This is a genomic window from Arthrobacter sp. SDR-2R (assembly GCF_057747955.1).
Map to the genome: position 1 here is coordinate 1,424,854 of NZ_CM173231.1, position 16,134 is coordinate 1,440,987.

The window sequence follows — 16,134 nt, forward strand, 5'->3', positions numbered from 1 at the left end:
CCACAGCGGTTCCACCCATAACAAAGGAACATGATGGACCAGAGGAGCACCATGGCCACCGGAACCGAGGGGTCCACGCGCTGGCCTGCCATCACCAAGGACGTGGCAGCCTTCCCGGTCCAGCCCAATTTGGCCGATTATGATGCCGCCCGGCGGGACTTCAGCTGGGACCAGGCACGGCAGGCGCTGGCTGGGCTGCCCGGCGGCCGCGGCCTCAACATTGCCTACGAAGCCGTTGACCGCCACGTGGCGGAAGGCCGCGGCGGCAAGGAAGCCCTGCGCTTTGTGCAGGCCGACGGCGGCACCCGGTCCATGAGCTACGGCGACCTTGCGGACCAGACCAACAGGTTCGCCGCCGTACTTCGAAGCCTTGGGGTGGGGCGGGGCGAGCGGGTCTTCTCGCTCCTGGGCCGCAGCCCCGGGCTGTACGTGGCCGTGCTGGGCACCTTCAAGAACGGCAGCGTCTTCTGCCCGCTCTTTTCCGCCTTTGGCCCCGAGCCTGTCCGGCAGCGGCTGCACCTGGGGGCCGGCCGGGTACTGGTGACCACCAAAACGCTCTACCGCAAAAAGGTTGCGCCGCTCCGGGACACCCTTCCCGAACTCCGCCACGTCCTGCTGGTGGACGCGGACGGCAGCCCCGAACCGGGAACCCTGGACCTGGCCCGGCTCCTGGCTGGGGCTGACCCAATCGACGCGGTCGCGGACACCCAGCCGGAGGACATGGCCCTGCTGCACTTCACCAGCGGCACCACGGGCACGCCCAAGGGCGCCATCCATGTCCATGGCGCCGTCGCGGCCCACTATGCCACCGGCCTCTACGCGCTGGACCTGCACCCCGATGACATCTACTGGTGTACCGCCGATCCCGGCTGGGTGACCGGCACGTCCTACGGCATCATCGCGCCGCTGGTGCACGGGGTCACCGCCATCGTGGACGAGGAGGAGCTGGACGCCGACCGCTGGTACCGCATCCTCGCGGAGCAGCGCGTCACCGTCTGGTACACCGCCCCCACGGCCCTGCGGATGCTCATGAAGGCAGGCGCGGAACGAGCCGCCGGCCATGACCTCTCCGCGCTGCGCTTCATCGCCAGCGTGGGGGAGCCGCTGAACCCGGAGGCAGTGGTGTGGGGCCAGGACGTGCTGGGCCTGCCGGTGCACGACAACTGGTGGCAGACCGAAACGGGCGGGATCATGATCGCCAACTACCCCGCCATGGACATCCGTCCGGGCTCCATGGGCCGGCCACTGCCCGGCATCGAGGCCGCCCTGGTGGCCCGGGACGCCGACGGCAAGCCCGTGCTCCGGGACGGCAAGGCGGTCCTGGTTACCGAGCCGGACGCCATGGGTGAGCTGGCGCTGCGGCCCGGCTGGCCGTCCATGTTCCGCGGCTACCTCAACGAGGAGGAACGGTACCGGCGGTGCTTCGCCGGCGGCTGGTACCTCACCGGGGACCTGGCAAAGCGCGACGGCGATGGCTACTTCTGGTTCGTGGGCCGCGGCGACGACGTGATCAAGTCCTCCGGCCACCTGATCGGGCCCTTCGAAGTGGAAAGCTGCCTGATGGAGCACCCGGCCGTCGCCGAAGCGGGCGTGATCGGCGTGCCGGACCCCGTGGCCGGCGAAGTGGTCAAGGCCTTCGTGGAGCTCAAGCCTGGCAACGAGCCCACGGAGGAGCTGCAGCTGGACATCATCGGGTTCGCGCGGAAACGGCTGGGCGCCGCCGTGGCACCCCGGCTGCTCGACTTCACCGCCACCCTGCCCAAGACCCGCAGCGGCAAGATCCTGCGGCGGCTCCTCAAATCCCGCGAGCTGGGGCTGCCCGAAGGCGACACCTCAACACTGGAATCACCGGCAGGACCGGCCGTGACACTGAAGGACCAGCCGTGAGTACCCTCAAAAACCAGGCCGTCCCGGACGCGGAGCATGCCCTCCACCTGCTGCGGCAGATGCTGCGGGTGCGCCGGCTCGAGGAAAAATGCATCGAGCTGTACAGCGCCGCCAAGATCCGCGGCTTCCTGCACGTCTACATCGGCGAGGAAGCCGTGGCGGCCGGGGTGATGGAAACCCTGGCACCCGAGGATGCCGTGGTGGCCACCTACCGCGAACACGGGCACGCCCTCCTGCGCGGCGTCTCCGCCGGAGCCATCCTGGCCGAAATGTACGGCCATGCCGAGGGATGCTGCCGCGGGCGTGGCGGATCCATGCACCTGTTCGACGCCGCCACCCGCTTCTACGGCGGAAACGCGATCGTGGCAGGGGGCCTGCCGCTTGCCGTCGGCCTGGCGCTCGCGGACCGGATGTCCGGGCGCCAGCGGGTCACCGTCTGCTTCTTCGGCGAAGGCGCGGTGGCCGAAGGCGAGTTCCACGAAAGCATGAACCTGGCAGCGCTGTGGCAGCTGCCGGTGCTGTTCTGCTGCGAAAACAACCTTTACGCCATGGGAACCGCGCTGGGCCGTTCCGAGTCCCAGACGGACATCGCGCTCAAGGCCGCCGGGTATGAGATCCCCGCCTGGGCCGTGGACGGCATGGACGTGCTCGCGGTCGAGGAAGCAGCGAGGCGTGCCGTGGACGCCGTCCGGTCCGGCGGCGGCCCGCACTTCCTGGAACTGCGCACGTACCGCTTCCGCGCCCACTCCATGTTCGATCCGGAGCTGTACCGGGAGAAAGCCGAGGTGGCGCAGTGGATGGAACGGGACCCCATCAGCCTGCTGCAGGGTGCCATGCGGGCGGCGGGACGGCTGCCGGAGAAGGACTGGGCCGCACTTACGGCGGACGTGGACGCGGAGATCAGCACCGCCGTCGGGTTCGCCGAGAACGGGACGCCGGAACCGGTGTCCGAACTGGCGCGGTTCGTGTACAGCGACCGGGCGGAGAGTGACAGTGGCGATGTCAGTGCCGGCGACGGGGCCGGGAAAGGCAGGGCGGAAGGATGAAAACCACCTACCGGGAAGCCATGCGTGCCGCGCTGCGCGAGGCCATGCAGCGGGACGAACGGGTGTTCCTCATGGGCGAGGACGTGGGCCGGTACGGCGGCAGTTTCGCCGTGAGCCTGGGGCTGCTGGAGGAATTCGGGCCGGAGCGGATCCGCGATACCCCGCTGTCCGAGTCCGGCTTCGTGGGGGCAGGGATCGGGTCTGCGCTGGGCGGGATGCGGCCCGTCGTCGAGATCATGACCGTCAACTTCAGCCTGCTGGCGCTGGACCAGATCATCAACAACGCGGCCACCCTGCTGCACATGTCCGGCGGCCAGTTCAACGTGCCCATCGTCATCCGGATGACCACCGGCGCCGGCCGTCAGCTCGGGGCCCAGCACTCGCACAGCCTGGAGGGCTGGTACGCCCACATTCCGGGGCTGCGCATCCTTGCCCCGGCCACCCTGGCCGACGCCCGCGGTATGCTCTGGACCGCGCTGCAGGACCCGGACCCGGTGCTGATCTTCGAGCACGGTTCCCTGTACAACATGGCCGGCGAGCTCGACGACGATGCCGGCGCCGTGGACATCGACAAGGCGGCGGTCCTGCGGCAAGGGAACGGAGGCGGGCAGGGCCTGACGCTCATCACCTACGGCGGCACCTTGCCCATGGTGCTGGACGCGGCCGGTCAGCTGGCCGGGGAAGGGATCGACGCCGACGTCATCGACCTCCGCTCCCTCCGCCCGCTGGACATGCACACCGTCCTCGCCAGCGTGGAAAAGACGCACCGCGCCGTGGTGGTGGACGAAGGTTGGCGCAGCGGCAGCATCTCGGCCGAGATCGCGGCCAGGATCGCCGAGCAGGCCTTCTTCGACCTGGACGCGCCGGTGGAGCGGGTGTGCAGCCTGGAGGTCCCTGTCCCGTACGCCAAGCACCTGGAGCAGGCCGCGCTGCCGTCCGTGGAGCGGGTCATGGCCGCCGCGCGAAGGGCCGTGGGCGCCGGTGGCTGAGTTCCGGATGCCGTCCCTGGGCGCGGACATGGAACACGGCAAGGTGGTGGAATGGCTGGTCAAGCCCGGGGACTACATCCACAAGGGTGACCTGGTGGCGGCCGTGGACACCGACAAGACCGTGATGGACATCGAGTCGTTCCAGGAAGGCGTGCTGGCCGAGTTCCTGGTGGACATCGGCGACACCGTGGATGTGGGCACCCCCATCGCCCGGATCACCGCCACGCCCGCCGAACTCCCGCCAGCCCCGCCCGCGGACCGCGAGGCAAAGGCAGCACCCCCGGTCCGGCACCTTGCGCACACGCTGGGGGTCGACGTCGGACGCATCAGCGGCAGCGGCACGGACGGCGAGGTGACCAGGGCCGACGTCGAACGCGCCGCTGCGGCGCCCGGCACCAGGGCGCCGGAGCCGGCAACAGCACCCGAAGCGCACCGGGTCCGGTCGTCGCCGCTGGCCCGGCGGCTGGCCGCCGAACTCGGCGTCCAGCTGTCCGCGGTCACGGGGACGGGCCCGGGCGGTGCCGTCACCGAGGAGGACGTGCTCGCCGCCGTTCCGCCCCGGGGGCGGCCAGCTAAGGAAGCCGGCGCGGAAAAGCCCGCGGCAGCACCGCCGTCGGAAGCCCAACCGGTGGAAGCCCCAACCGTCGAAGCGCCGCGCGGAACCCCGGAGGAGGAGCAGCCCGGGCGGAACCGGACGACGGCGGCCGGCGGCAAGGCGGAAACCCTGCGGCAGGCCATCGGCGCGCTGATGTCCCGCTCCAAGAAGGAAATTCCGCACTACTACCTGTCCACCACCCTGGACCTGGCGGCGGCGATGGCGTGGATGCAGGCGGCGAACCAGCAGCGGCCCGTGTCATCGCGGCTGGTGCCGTCGGCCCTGCTGCTGAAGGCCACCGCGCTGGCGGCGAAGGAGGAACCGGACATGAACGGGTTCTTCACCAAGGGCGCGTTCCATCCCAGCAGTGCCGTCCACCTGGGCGTCGCCGTTGCCCTGCGGCACGGCGGGATCGTGGCCCCGGCGGTGCACCACGCGGACACCCTCAGCCTGGACCAGCTGATGGACCAGCTGCGGGACCTGGTCGGCCGGGCCAGGGCGGGGCGGCTGCAGCGCGCGGAGATGGCCGATCCCACCATCACAGTGACCAACCTCGGGGACCTCGGCGTGGAAAGCGTGTACGGGGTGATCTACCCGCCGCAGGTGGCCATGGTGGGCTTCGGCAAGGTGCTGGAGCAGCCGTGGGCGCACAACGGGATGCTCGGCATCCGGCACGCCGCCATCGCCACCCTGTCCGCGGACCACCGGGTCAGTGACGGGCTGCGCGGCGGGCGTTTCCTGGCCCGCATCGACGAACTGCTGCAGGCGCCGGAAAAGTTGTGAGCAGCGGGAGCCGGACGGAGGAGGAGCCATGAACGAACAGGATGCGCGCCAGGCGGTGGAGGCCGCCATCGGCAAAGTGGCGCCCGACGTGGGTCCCGAGGACCTGGAGGGCAGCGCCAGGCTGCGCCAGGACCTGGAACTGGACTCGCTGGATTTCCTCCGCCTGGTGGAGGTCATCGCGGAGGGCACGGGAGTGGACATCCCGGAGGCCGACTACCCTGCGGTGGCCACCGTGGACGGCCTGGTCACGTATCTGGCAGGGCACGGATGAAGCTGGGGTTTGTCATCCCGCGGCGTGGTCGCTGCCGCGCATCCGGACGGCAACCACGGCGCCGGAGGCTGCGGTAAGGATCGCGACGGCGGCGATCGCGGCGGGGATGCCGTAGAGGTCGGCGAGGACACCCGAGAGGAGGGCACCGACGGCGAATCCGCCGTCGCGCCACAGCCGGTAGACCCCCACGGAGCGGGCCCGCCAGGCCGGGTGGGCCACGTCTCCGATGGCGGCCAGCAGGGTGGGGTAGACCATGGCGGTACCGAGGCCCAGCACGACGGCGGCGGCGAGCCACGGCCCGAAGCTGTGCGCTGATGCGACCACTCCCAGTGCCACGGCCTGCACCAGCATGCCGGCCGCGATGAACCATTTCCGTCCCCACCGGTCCGACGCGGCGCCGGTGGCCAGCTGGGCGGCACCCCAGGCGGCGGGGTACGCGGCCGCCAGGATGCCGATCTGGCCGAGGTCCAGGCCTGCGCCGGCGAACAGGACGGGGAAGAGGCCCCAGGCCAGGCCGTCGTTGAGGTTGTTGACCAGGCCGGCCTGGCTGGCTGCCGAAAGGGATCGGTCCCTGAAGCTGGTGAGGGTAAACACCTGGCCCGTGGAGAGGCCGGCATGGGCGTTGCTGTGGACGCCGACGTGTTGTGAGGCCTCGGCCATGGCATGGTGGTGGGTCTCCCGGACGGCCAGGACAGTCAGGCCCAGTCCCAGGGCAATGTACGCGGCACCCAGCAGGAACGGGGCCGGGCGGAGGCCGTAGGCAGTTGCCAGGTAGCCGGTGGCCAGCGCGGTGGCGGCCACGCCCAGGTAGCCCGCCGCCTCGTTGAAGCCCATGGCCAGGCCACGCTGCCTGGGGCCGACGAGGTCCATCTTCATGATCACGGCCGTGGACCAGGTGAGGCCCTGGCTGATGCCCAGCAGCACGTTGGCCGCCACGATCCAGCCCCAGGACGGGGCGAAGATGAGCATCAGCGGTACGGGCACGGCCACCAGCCAGCCCGCCACGAGGACGGGTTTCCGGCCGTACCTGTCCGAGAGCGTGCCGGCGAAGTAGTTCGTCGCGGCCTTGGACAGGCCGAAGGCCAGGATGTAGGTCAGCGCGCCCGTGTACAGGTCCAGGTGGAACGTCCGGGATGCGAGCAGGGGCAGGACGGTGCGTTCCTGGCCCAGGGTGCCGCCCACCAGCGCGTTGACAGCCACCAGCAGCATGAACTGCGCCAGGTTCTGCCGCAGGCCCAGCACGGCACCGGCTGTTCCGGTGGCATGGCGGGGGAGGGTCCTGCCCGGCATGGGGTGCTCCGTTCGTGGGGACGTAAGGTGGCCCGGGCGTGCGGGGGCACGCCCGGGCCGGGTCCGGACGCGCGGGGGACGCGCCCGGACCTGAACCCGGGCAGGAGGGGGGTCCTGCCCGGGTGGTCTTGGGTGGAGTGGCTAGGCGGCGGGGACGCTGTTCTGCCAGGCGTTCCAGGCGGCGTAGCTGCCATCGAGTTCGACGACGTCGTACCCGGCCCGGCGCAGGGCGCTGGCGGCGACGGAGTTCCGGACGCCCGACTGGCAGTAGGACACGATGGTGCCGCCGGCCGGCAGTTCATCCAGGTGCCACATGAGGCGGCCGCCGCTGAGCTGGTACGCGCCCGGGACATGCCCGGCCTTGTACTCGGTCTTGTTGCGGACGTCCAGGAGCATCGCGGCGTCGAACTTCCCGAGTTCCTCCGGCTGGATCAGCTTGGGAGTGAAGGTGGGCAGGCCGTCCATGCCGGTGACGTAGCCGGCCACGTTGTCGATGCCCACCCGGACCAGATGGTCCCACATGTCCTGGGCCTGGTCCCGGTCCTTGGCAAGGAGCACCAGCGGGTTCTTGTCCGTTTCCGGGTTGACCACCCAGGCGGCGTAGCTGGCCACGGACTTCCCGGCGGGGACGTTCAGGGACCGGGCCACCGTGCCGCGGTGCACTTCGTCATTGGAACGGGTGTCGATGAACGTCAGCGTGTCCTCCGCCAGGCCCTTGGCCACGACGGCGGTGTCCAGTTCCTTCAGCGGAGCGCGTTCGCCCATGACGGCCGGCCCCACGCGGTTTTCGCGCTTCATGCGGCCGAAGTAGGCGTGGGCATCGGGCTGGCCGTCCAGGAGTTCATCGATGAAGCCCTGCTCGTCATTGGCGGCGAGGTACGGGCCCCACCAGGCGTAGAGGCGTTCGTAGCCCACGGTGGAGGACGGGATGGCGCCGAGGGCCTTGCCGCAGGCGCTGCCCGCGCCGTGCGCGGGGTGGACCTGGACGTAATCCGGCAGGGTCAGGAACTTGTCGCGCAGGCTGGCGAAGAGCTGCCTGGCGCCCACGAAGCGGGTGTCCACGCCGCCGGCTGCTTCGTCCAGCAGGTCAGGCCGGCCCAGGTCGCCGGAGAACACGAAGTCGCCTGAGAGGAGGTAGCCGGGCTGGTTGCTGAACGCGCCGTCGGTCACCAGGAAGGACAGGTGCTCCGGGGTGTGGCCCGGGGTGTGGACCGCCTTGATGGTGATGTTGCCCAGGGTGATGGTGTCGCCGTCGTACAGCCGCTCGCCGTCGAATTCGTACTGCCAGTCCGGGCCGCCCTCGCCGGAGACGTAGATCCTGGCGCCGGTGGCAGCGGCAAGTTCGCGGGTGCCGGAGAGGTAGTCGGCGTGGATGTGGGTCTCGGTGACGGCCACGATCTTCATGCCGTTTTTCGCGGCGAGGTCCTGGTAGACGGCGATGTCGCGGCGGGCGTCCACCACGATGGCTTCACCCTTGGCCTGGCAGCCGATCAGGTAGCTGGCTTGGGCCAGGTCTTCGTCGTAAATGCGTTCGATAAGCATCTGGTGCTCTCCTTCGGGTGAAAGGGGATGGAGGGGTTCTGAATCAAGTATAGATACCCCCCGGGGTATAACGCAACGAGGGGAACTGATGTGGCCGCCGGTGGCTCAGGCGTGCTGGTGGCCGGCTTCGGCGCGGAGTTTTTCCATGTCCAGGTTCTTGACGGCCTGGATGACTTCCTCAAGGCCGGTGGCGTTGAGTGCTCCAGGCTGGGAGAAGACGAGGGTCTTGTCCTTGAAGGCCATCAGGGTGGGGATGGAGGTGATGTTTGCTGCGGCGGCGAGGGCCTGTTCGGCTTCGGTGTCCACCTTGGCGAAGGTGATGTCCGGGTGGCGTTCGGCGGCGGCGCCGTAGGTGGGGGCGAACATGCGGCACGGGCCGCACCATGCTGCCCAGAAGTCTACGAAGACGATGTTGTTGTCCTCCAGGGTCTGGGCGAAGGATTGCTCGGTGATGTCGATGGTTGCCATGGTCTGTCGTGTCCTTTCGGGCGGGTGGGGTTGTTGCCTCGCGGCAGGGCCTAGGTGGTGGGGAGTCCGGCGCGGGTCCACGCGGTCATGCCGCCGGCCACGGTGTCCGCCTTGTAGCCGATGCCGTTGAGGGCTTCAGCGACGGCGGCACTGCGGTTGCCGCTGCGGCAGATGGCGATCACGGGCACGGCCGGGTCCAGTTCGGACAAGCGGGCCTGCAGCTCGCCCATGGGGATGTGCAATGCGCCGGGGATCATCCCTTCGGCGACTTCGAAGTCCTCGCGGACGTCAAGGATCCGGGCGGTGGAGCGGCGCTGGTCGGTTTCGATGATGGTGATTTCAGCCATGGTGGTTCTCCTTTGAAGTGGTTTCGGCTGGGTTGCCGGGTGGTGCTGCTTGCCTAGCGGACGGGCTCGCCGGCTTGGCGCCATGCGGCCATGCCGCCGCGTACCGAGTAGGCGTCGTACCCCTTGGCGGCCAGGAGGCGGGCTGCTGAGGCGGACCGTACTCCGGAGGCGCAGACGGCGATCACGGGGCGGGTCTTCTGGATCCCGGCGGTGCTGGCCTGCAGCCGGTCCAGGGGGACGTGCTTGGCCTGCGGCGCCCGGCCGGTCCGCCATTCCTGGGCTGACCTGACGTCGATCAGTGTGGCGCCCGAGCCCAGGAGTTCCTTGGCCTGCGCCACGGATACCGTCTTGTAGGGCTTGCTGAAGGCTTTTTTGAGGGAATCGATGAGTCCCATGGTGTTCTCCTCTTGGTGGGTCAGGCGGTGACCGTGCCGGCGGTGACCCATGCCGCGACGGCGAAGATGAGTACCGCGAATGAGATGCGGATGTGCTTGTCATGCAGGCGGCGGGCCAGCCGCGCGGCGACGACGGATCCCAGGATTGCCGGGACTGCGAACGCCAGGGTGGTGGCCCAGTCGACGGTGTAGCCGGCGGCGTGGGCGCTGAAGCCGGCAGCGGAGTTGACCACGATGATTGCCAGTGACGTTCCGACGGCCTGCTTCATGCGCAGGCCCAGGAAGATGGTCAGCGCCGGGGTGATGAGGAAGCCGCCGCCCACGCCGAGCAGCCCGGTGAGGAACCCGACGAGCAGGCCAACGCCTACGGCCTTCGGGGCGCAGGAGCGGAACGCCCGGTGCGGCCCCGTGCTGCAGGACCCTTCGGTTTCACGGGGTTTCATCAGCATCCGGATGCCTGCGGCCACCATGATTCCGGCGAACGCCAGCATCAGTAGGTTCGGGTCCAGCAGCTTGCCCACGGCCGCGCCGGCCCAGGCCGCCGGAATCCCGGCGCCGCCGACCAGGGCGATCACGGGCCAGTTCAGGCCCTCCCGGATCCTGGGGAGCAGGGCCGTGAGCGAGGATACGCCCACCACCAGCAGCGACGTCGGAATCGCCTGGGCGGGGCTCATGCCCACGCCGTACACCAGGGCCGGAACGGCGATGATGGAGCCGCCGCCGCCCACGACGCCCAGGACGATGCCGACGACAAGCCCCAGGCCCAGGGCCGGAATCATGCCGCGGCGTCCTCTTCTGCTGCCGGAACGGGAAGCTGGAGGATGGCGCTTTCGCGGGTGGGCTCCTTGGCGGCCTTGTTCCACGGCATGGCCGAAAGGGCCTTGCCCATGGCGCAGGTGTTGGTTGCGGCCGAGAACGTCAGGCCGGTTCCGATGGCGCCGGCAAGCATGCGGACCTTGGGGGAGACGAACTTGCCGCCCACCAGGCCCAGCATCACCAGGGATCCGGCGGCCAGGCGGACCTGGCGCTCCAGGTCCCAGCGGTCCTTGCCCTTGACCACGTCGCCGCCCGCGGCGGCGAAGCCCGGAACGCCGCCGGTGAGGACGTAGGCGGTGTCCAGGCCGACGGTGGCCATCCGCTGCCGGGCCTGCTCGGCGCGGACGCCGGACTGGCACACCAGGACCACGCGTGAACCCAGCCGGGCGGCGAGCTCATCGGTGTGCTCCGAGAGCAGCGGCAGCGGCACGTTGTAGGAGCCGCGGATGTGCATGGACCCGAATTCGGCGGCGGAGCGCACGTCGATGACCACGAGGTCCTGGTGCTCCGTGAACCAGGACCGGAGGGTTTCGGGGGCAAGCGCTGTAACGGCGGTTGCTTTTGAAGGGGAAGTCATTGATGCCTCTCGGAGGGGATGGGCTGGATACCCCACCGAGTATCACAGATACCCCCGGGGGTAGTCAAAACACCCGGAGGGGTATAGAGTTGACGGGAGCACCCCATCAATGGAGACCCTTCTTATGGAACTGAACCCAACCGAACTCACGCCCGTGATCAACCGCCTCAAGCGCGCCCAGGGACAGCTCGCCGCCGTCACCCGGATGCTTGAAGAAGGCCGGGACTGCAAGGACGTGGTCACCCAGCTGGCCGCCGTGTCCAAAGCCCTCGACCGCGCCGGCTTCGCTATCATTGCCACCGGGCTGGAGCAGTGCATCACGCAGAAGGACCAGACCATGGACCGGAAGGACCTGGAGAAGCTCTTCCTCTCCCTGGCCTGATCAGCCTGCATTATCAGCGGACCGTCGAATATCCCGAGGAGCACCATGACGTACACCCTGGCCACCACCGTGTCCCTGCCTTGGGCGGAAGCGCTGGAGCGCACCCGCGAGGCCCTTGCGGCACAGGGCTTCGGGATCCTGACGGAAATCAACGTCCGGTCCACCTTCGAAGCCAAGCTGGGCGCCGAGGCCGCGGACGCCGTCGGGGATTACGTCATCCTGGGCGCCTGCAATCCGGCCCTTGCCAGCCGTGCCCTCGCAGCCGAGCCGGAAATGGGTGCGCTGCTGCCCTGCAACGTGGTGGTGCGGCGTAAGGCCGATGCCACCGAGACCACCGTCGAGGCCATTGACCCGCAGGCCATGGTCCAGCTCAGTGACGCTGCCGCGGTCAAAGAGGTTGCGGACGACGCCGGCGCGCGCCTTCGGAAGGCCCTCGCCAGCCTGGGCTGAGGCAGGCGAAGTCCGCACCGGACTTCTTGTGGCGACGCGCTTGAACACCTGCGACGCGCATATTCCCTAGCGCTCGGGCTATTCGGGCAGCGCCGGGGAATGTGGGTGTCGAAAGTGGGCGTGGGCAGCGGGAAGCTCTCGGGAGCGGTGGCGGATCTCCAGCTGGACCACATCGCGCGTGAAGGAATACGTGAGCAGCGCCAGCGCCACCGCCGGGAAGGCGGCAGCCCACGGGATACCAGGGACAAGCGCCACCAGCAGCGCCAGCGGTTGGAAGGCCCCGATGGCCTTGCGGGAAACACTGGGCGGCAGCGGCTCACGCAGGTGCGGCCTGAAGAACGCGGCGGCCGTGAACACGTAGTACATGCCCCCGATCGCCAGTGTCCACGGGCCCGCCACCGCCGCGGCCGCGATGGACAGCACAAGCACCAGCGCGGCGTCGGTGGCGGCATCGAAGCGTGCCCCCGCCGGGGATGCTGTCCCGGTCCGCCGCGCCACGGCGCCGTCCAGCCCGTCCAGCAGGAAGGCGACGCCGCCAAGGGCCGGCACCAGGAAACTGCTGCGCCCGGTGAACAGTTCCGGGACGGCCACCACGGCGCAGAGTGCCACCAGGACGGCACGCAGCAGGGTGACGCGGTCTGCCGGAGTTGAAAAGCGGGGGATGCGCCGCAGGACAGAGCCGACGGCGGCCGCGGTCACCAGGGCGCCCGCACACAGGCCTGCCATTTGGAGGACCGGTCCGGAGGCGGACAGGGATGACAGCCACAAGGCCGGGAGCGCGTAAGCGGCCAGGGTTGCCACCGCGTCAGGCATCGCGTGCCCGGACATCGCCCATCCGGCTGCGCCCATCTGCCACCTCCCCCGCATGCTGGCAACTGCCCCGGCGATCGTCACGGCCGGCGACGCCCGGCACGGACCCCCGTGCCGTCGTCGGCCCTTCTCCCGCGGCCGCTACGGACCAGGCCAGCAAGGGCCAGCAGCGATCCCGCCCCTTCAGCGACGGCGCTGAGGGTTTTCGAGAAGAACCATACGGGATCGTACATTGCCGGAATCGGACCTATGGCCGGGATGTCCACGTATCTGTAGAGCATGACGGCGGCGAAGGCGCTCAGTGCCACCGCCAGGGCGAGTGCATAGGCGGCGCGGCTGCCGCGGACCAGGACATAGAGGCCGGCCACCAGGGCAACCGCGGCTTCCAGGAGGAACAGGGTGCCCTGGCTGATGGTGCCCGGCTGCGCGGCCTGGTAGCCCGGGGCCAGGAAGAGATGGACGCCGGCATCGATGAACAGCGCCAGGGCGGTCAATAAACGTAGAGCCACGTCTATGTATACGCCCGAAGTTCCCTCCCGGTTCACCCCGGACCCTTATATCTGCGGGTTTTATGGGGAATATTTAGGGGCATCCGCAGTCTTGCCCCTGTAGCGGGCAGCGAAGCCTGCGGCCCTACGAGTAAGGAGAATGACAATGACCCTTCCCCAGGAACTCACGCCGGGAACATGGCTCCTGGACATGTCCCACAGCGAGATCGGCTTCAGCGTCCGACATGCCGGAATCAGCAAGGTCCGTGGCCGCTTTACCCAGGCCAGCGCCGAAGCCAGGGTGGGGCGGTCCCTGGAGGAGTCCTCGGTGCATGCCACGGTGTCCACGGCAAGTTTTGACTCCGGTGACGCCAACCGTGACGCGCACGTGAAGGGCGCGGACTTCTTCGACGTCGAAAAGTATCCCGAAATGACGTTCCGCGGCACCCACATCGAAGGGGACGGGGAGGAATACACCCTGACGGGGGACCTGACCATCAAGGGCGTGACCCGGCCGGTGGAGCTTGAGGTTGAGTTCACCGGCGTCGCCGTGGATCCCTTTGGCGCCACGCGGGCAGGATTCTCCGCGGAAGCCGAAATCAGCCGCAAGGAGTTCGGGCTCACCTGGAACGCCGCGCTGGAAGCCGGCGGCGTGCTGGTCAGCGACAAGGTCAAGATCAACCTCGAGGCGGCTCTGGTCAAGCAGGGCTGACAGGCCGGACCGCGGCAAGGCAACGTCAGGCAACCGCCGTGGACCTCCGCCTGGTCCCCCGTGTGCTGTTCCTCCGGGCTGCGTGGCGGAAACGGGACCGCTGGGACGCCGCCCGGATCGCCGCACACCAGGACCATGCCCTGACGGAACTGCGCCGGGCGGCCTACGCCGGCTCGGAGTTCTACCGCCGCCACCATGCCGGCCTGCACGACGCTCCGCTGGACCGGCTGCCGCCCGTGACCAAAGCAGACCTGATGGAGCACTTCGATGAGGCCATCACCACCCCGGACCTGACGCTGGCGGAAGTGGAAGGCCATCTGCGGTCGCTCGTCGAGAGCGGTGGAGACCCCGGACTGCCTTGGAAGGGCCGCTGGTGGGCGGCGGCGACAGCCGGGACCACCGGCCGGCGCGGAACGTTCGTCTGGAACCGCGCGGAGTGGGCTACCGTCCTGGCCTCGTACGCCCGCGCGAACGACTGGGCAGGGTTTACCCTGGGGCTGACCCGGCCGCTGAAGGTGGCCCTGGTCAGCTCGCGGGTCCCCACCCACCAGTCAGCCGTCGTCGGCGCATCGGTGCGCTCCGGAGTGGTCCCCACCCTTCGCCTGGACGTCACCGCACCCATGGAGGAGAACGTCGCCGCCCTCAACCGGTTCCAGCCCCGGGTCCTCGTCGGTTACGCCTCAGCACTCAAACCCCTGGCCGCGGAACAGCTGGCAGGGCGGCTGCACATCGCGCCGCAGGGGGTGATGTCAGCCTCCGAGGTGCTCAGCGCCCAGGCCGCAGCGGAACTGGAATCCGCGTGGGGCACCGCCCCTTTCGACGTCTACGCCGCCACCGAAACGGCGGGGATCGCATCCCCCTGCACCTACCGGAACCGCCACGTTTACGAGGACCTCCTCATCATCGAACCCGTGGACCAGGCCGGCAACCCCGTCCCGGCGGGGACAACCGGGTCCAAGCTCCTGGTCACCGTCCTGTTCTCCCGGACCGTGCCGCTGATCAGGTACGAGATGTCGGACACCGTAAGGCTCGGCGGCAGGGGCTGCCCCTGCGGACGCAGTTTCACCGTCATGGAGGATATCGAGGGGCGCATCGAGGACGTCCTGCAACTGCCGGGCAGGACCGGCACCGTCAACGTGCACCCGAATGTCTTCCACCAGGTCCTGGACCAGGCGGCCGTCGCAGGCTGGCAGGTTATCCAGGAACCGTCCGGGCTGCGGGTGCTGCTGGCCGGACTCGCACCCGGGCAATCCGAGGAAGGCGTCCGGGCTGCGGTGACCGCCGCCCTTATGGCTGCCGGCGCGGCGCACATGCCCGTGGACATCCGGCTGGTGGAGCGGCTTGAACGGACCGCCCTGGGGAAAGCACCATTCGTGCGCGCCTGGAAAAACCGGCCCTAAGGTGCCCCCGGACGGAGGCAACCGGCCCGTTGACGTCCGGCCTACACCGGTTCCGGCCGCGCCTTCACGTTGCCCAGCGAGCGGATCAGAGCGACGGCGGTGATGGACCCGGCCGCCATGATCGAGGCCAGCACCACCACCTGGAACCGGCCGGCCTCCAGGGGCGAGGCGCCGCCGAAGATCGCGCCGACGAATGCCCCGGGAAGGGTGACCAGCCCGGTTGTCTTGGTTTGGTCCGTGGACGGGATCAGGGCCGAGTGCACTGCCTGCCGCGCCTGGAGCAGGGTGGCCTGCCGGGGCGTCGCCCCCAGCGCCAGCCAGCCCTCCACCTGGTCCCACTGCTCCAGGACGGCCTCGAAGAAACGGCGTCCGGCCAGGGTGGCGATGGTCATCGAGTTGCCGATCACGATCCCGCCCACGGCCAGCAGGTACCGCGGCGCGAATTCGATGGCGCCCGTTCCAAACACGACGGCCACCGTCACCAGGATGCCGGCAGCCATGGTCACCGCCACCAGGGCGAAGCGACGCCAGGACCAGGTGAGCCTTCGTGTTGCCGTCACGGACGCCACGGTGAACATGACCAGCAGGGCCACCCCCACCCACAGCGGGTTGCTGATGACGCCGCCCAGCACCAGGCTGATGGCCGCGAGCTGGGCTGTCCCGCGGAGGATGGCCAGGGCAGGGGAGAAGTACGACGGCGTCCGGGCGCCCCAGAGGGTCCCCACCGTGAGTGCCGCCAGGATGGCAAGGGCCACCAGGGTGGGCAGCAGGGCGGAAAGGGCGGGCATGCCGCCAGCTTACTGAGCTACCGCGGCTGCCCCTGCCACGCCCGCTCACACCCGGCAGGTTTTGCTCGAGCGCCCGCCCACGTCTGACCCGCGGAGGC

Annotated in this window: 19 protein-coding genes; 9 read left to right on the forward strand and 10 right to left on the reverse strand. The window is 69.4% G+C overall.

Features of this window, described 5'->3' with window-relative positions:
- The first annotated feature begins 51 nt into the window (after positions 1–51).
- Genes acsA through AC3ANU_RS06595 form a run of 5 tightly spaced genes read left to right on the forward strand, consistent with a single transcriptional unit; the run spans position 52 to position 5,571 of the window.
- The gene (gene acsA / locus AC3ANU_RS06575) at positions 52–1,887 is read left to right on the forward strand and encodes an acetate--CoA ligase (RefSeq protein ID WP_488315682.1); all 1,836 of its coding nucleotides are present in this window, start codon (positions 52–54) and stop codon (positions 1,885–1,887) included.
- A complete protein-coding gene (pdhA, locus tag AC3ANU_RS06580) occupies positions 1,884–2,933 on the forward strand; it encodes a pyruvate dehydrogenase (acetyl-transferring) E1 component subunit alpha (RefSeq protein WP_056392764.1) in 1,050 nt (349 codons plus the stop codon). Before acsA ends, pdhA begins: the two co-directional genes overlap by 4 nt.
- Entirely contained in the window at positions 2,930–3,922 is a 993-nt protein-coding gene (locus AC3ANU_RS06585) for an alpha-ketoacid dehydrogenase subunit beta (RefSeq protein ID WP_018768804.1), read from the forward strand. Before pdhA ends, AC3ANU_RS06585 begins: the two co-directional genes overlap by 4 nt.
- Positions 3,915–5,300 (forward strand): dihydrolipoamide acetyltransferase family protein, encoded by a 1,386-nt coding sequence (locus AC3ANU_RS06590; RefSeq protein WP_488315683.1) that lies wholly within the window; start codon positions 3,915–3,917, stop codon positions 5,298–5,300. Before AC3ANU_RS06585 ends, AC3ANU_RS06590 begins: the two co-directional genes overlap by 8 nt.
- Positions 5,301–5,328: 28 nt before the next feature.
- Positions 5,329–5,571, forward strand: coding sequence for an acyl carrier protein (locus AC3ANU_RS06595; RefSeq protein WP_056392768.1), 243 nt, complete (start codon positions 5,329–5,331; stop codon positions 5,569–5,571).
- A 12-nt stretch (positions 5,572–5,583) separates the two neighbouring features.
- Here AC3ANU_RS06595 and AC3ANU_RS06600 read toward each other — a convergent pair whose 3' ends face one another.
- The 7 genes from AC3ANU_RS06600 to AC3ANU_RS06630 all read right to left on the reverse strand — a co-directional run bounded on the left by AC3ANU_RS06600 (position 5,584) and on the right by AC3ANU_RS06630 (position 11,006).
- Complete coding sequence (locus AC3ANU_RS06600) at positions 5,584–6,861, reverse strand: MFS transporter (protein ID WP_488315684.1); 1,278 nt, start codon at positions 6,859–6,861, stop codon at positions 5,584–5,586.
- A 141-nt stretch (positions 6,862–7,002) separates the two neighbouring features.
- On the reverse strand, positions 7,003–8,403 hold the full coding sequence (locus AC3ANU_RS06605) for an MBL fold metallo-hydrolase (RefSeq protein ID WP_488315685.1): 1,401 nt from the start codon (positions 8,401–8,403) through the stop codon (positions 7,003–7,005).
- Between the two features lie 105 nt (positions 8,404–8,508).
- A complete protein-coding gene (trxA, locus tag AC3ANU_RS06610; RefSeq protein ID WP_144601352.1) occupies positions 8,509–8,871 on the reverse strand; it encodes a thioredoxin in 363 nt (120 codons plus the stop codon).
- A gap of 50 nt (positions 8,872–8,921) precedes the next feature.
- Complete coding sequence (locus AC3ANU_RS06615) at positions 8,922–9,218, reverse strand: rhodanese-like domain-containing protein (protein WP_488315686.1); 297 nt, start codon at positions 9,216–9,218, stop codon at positions 8,922–8,924.
- A 53-nt stretch (positions 9,219–9,271) separates the two neighbouring features.
- Entirely contained in the window at positions 9,272–9,613 is a 342-nt protein-coding gene (locus AC3ANU_RS06620; RefSeq protein ID WP_056392779.1) for a rhodanese-like domain-containing protein, read from the reverse strand.
- 20 nt (positions 9,614–9,633) lie between these two features.
- Positions 9,634–10,392 (reverse strand): sulfite exporter TauE/SafE family protein, encoded by a 759-nt coding sequence (locus tag AC3ANU_RS06625; RefSeq protein WP_018768795.1) that lies wholly within the window; start codon positions 10,390–10,392, stop codon positions 9,634–9,636.
- Positions 10,389–11,006, reverse strand: a complete 618-nt coding sequence (locus AC3ANU_RS06630; protein ID WP_134164064.1) for a rhodanese-like domain-containing protein — start codon at positions 11,004–11,006, stop codon at positions 10,389–10,391. The genes AC3ANU_RS06625 and AC3ANU_RS06630 overlap by 4 nt, the downstream gene beginning before the upstream one ends.
- 124 nt (positions 11,007–11,130) lie before the next feature.
- Between AC3ANU_RS06630 and AC3ANU_RS06635 the strand changes: the two genes are divergently transcribed.
- Complete coding sequence (locus AC3ANU_RS06635) at positions 11,131–11,388, forward strand: metal-sensitive transcriptional regulator (RefSeq protein ID WP_018768793.1); 258 nt, start codon at positions 11,131–11,133, stop codon at positions 11,386–11,388.
- Positions 11,389–11,433: 45 nt separating this feature from the next.
- Positions 11,434–11,838 carry a DUF302 domain-containing protein gene (locus AC3ANU_RS06640; RefSeq protein WP_134164063.1) on the forward strand — a complete coding sequence of 135 codons (405 nt, stop codon included), beginning with the start codon at positions 11,434–11,436 and terminating at the stop codon, positions 11,836–11,838.
- A gap of 78 nt (positions 11,839–11,916) precedes the next feature.
- Here the strand turns inward: AC3ANU_RS06640 and AC3ANU_RS06645 are convergent, their stop codons facing one another.
- Positions 11,917–12,687 carry a CDP-alcohol phosphatidyltransferase family protein gene (locus AC3ANU_RS06645; protein WP_488315687.1) on the reverse strand — a complete coding sequence of 257 codons (771 nt, stop codon included), beginning with the start codon at positions 12,685–12,687 and terminating at the stop codon, positions 11,917–11,919.
- 41 nt (positions 12,688–12,728) lie between these two features.
- Positions 12,729–13,157 carry a hypothetical protein gene (locus AC3ANU_RS06650; protein ID WP_488315688.1) on the reverse strand — a complete coding sequence of 143 codons (429 nt, stop codon included), beginning with the start codon at positions 13,155–13,157 and terminating at the stop codon, positions 12,729–12,731.
- A gap of 145 nt (positions 13,158–13,302) precedes the next feature.
- Between AC3ANU_RS06650 and AC3ANU_RS06655 the strand changes: the two genes are divergently transcribed.
- Positions 13,303–13,848, forward strand: a complete 546-nt coding sequence (locus AC3ANU_RS06655) for a YceI family protein (protein ID WP_018768789.1) — start codon at positions 13,303–13,305, stop codon at positions 13,846–13,848.
- Between the two features lie 38 nt (positions 13,849–13,886).
- Positions 13,887–15,248, forward strand: a complete 1,362-nt coding sequence (locus AC3ANU_RS06660; protein ID WP_488315689.1) for a phenylacetate--CoA ligase family protein — start codon at positions 13,887–13,889, stop codon at positions 15,246–15,248.
- Between the two features lie 41 nt (positions 15,249–15,289).
- On the opposite strand, the gene AC3ANU_RS06665 is transcribed toward AC3ANU_RS06660, so the two are convergent.
- On the reverse strand, positions 15,290–16,036 hold the full coding sequence (locus tag AC3ANU_RS06665) for an ABC transporter permease (protein WP_488315690.1): 747 nt from the start codon (positions 16,034–16,036) through the stop codon (positions 15,290–15,292).
- Between the last annotated feature and the right edge of the window lie 98 nt (positions 16,037–16,134).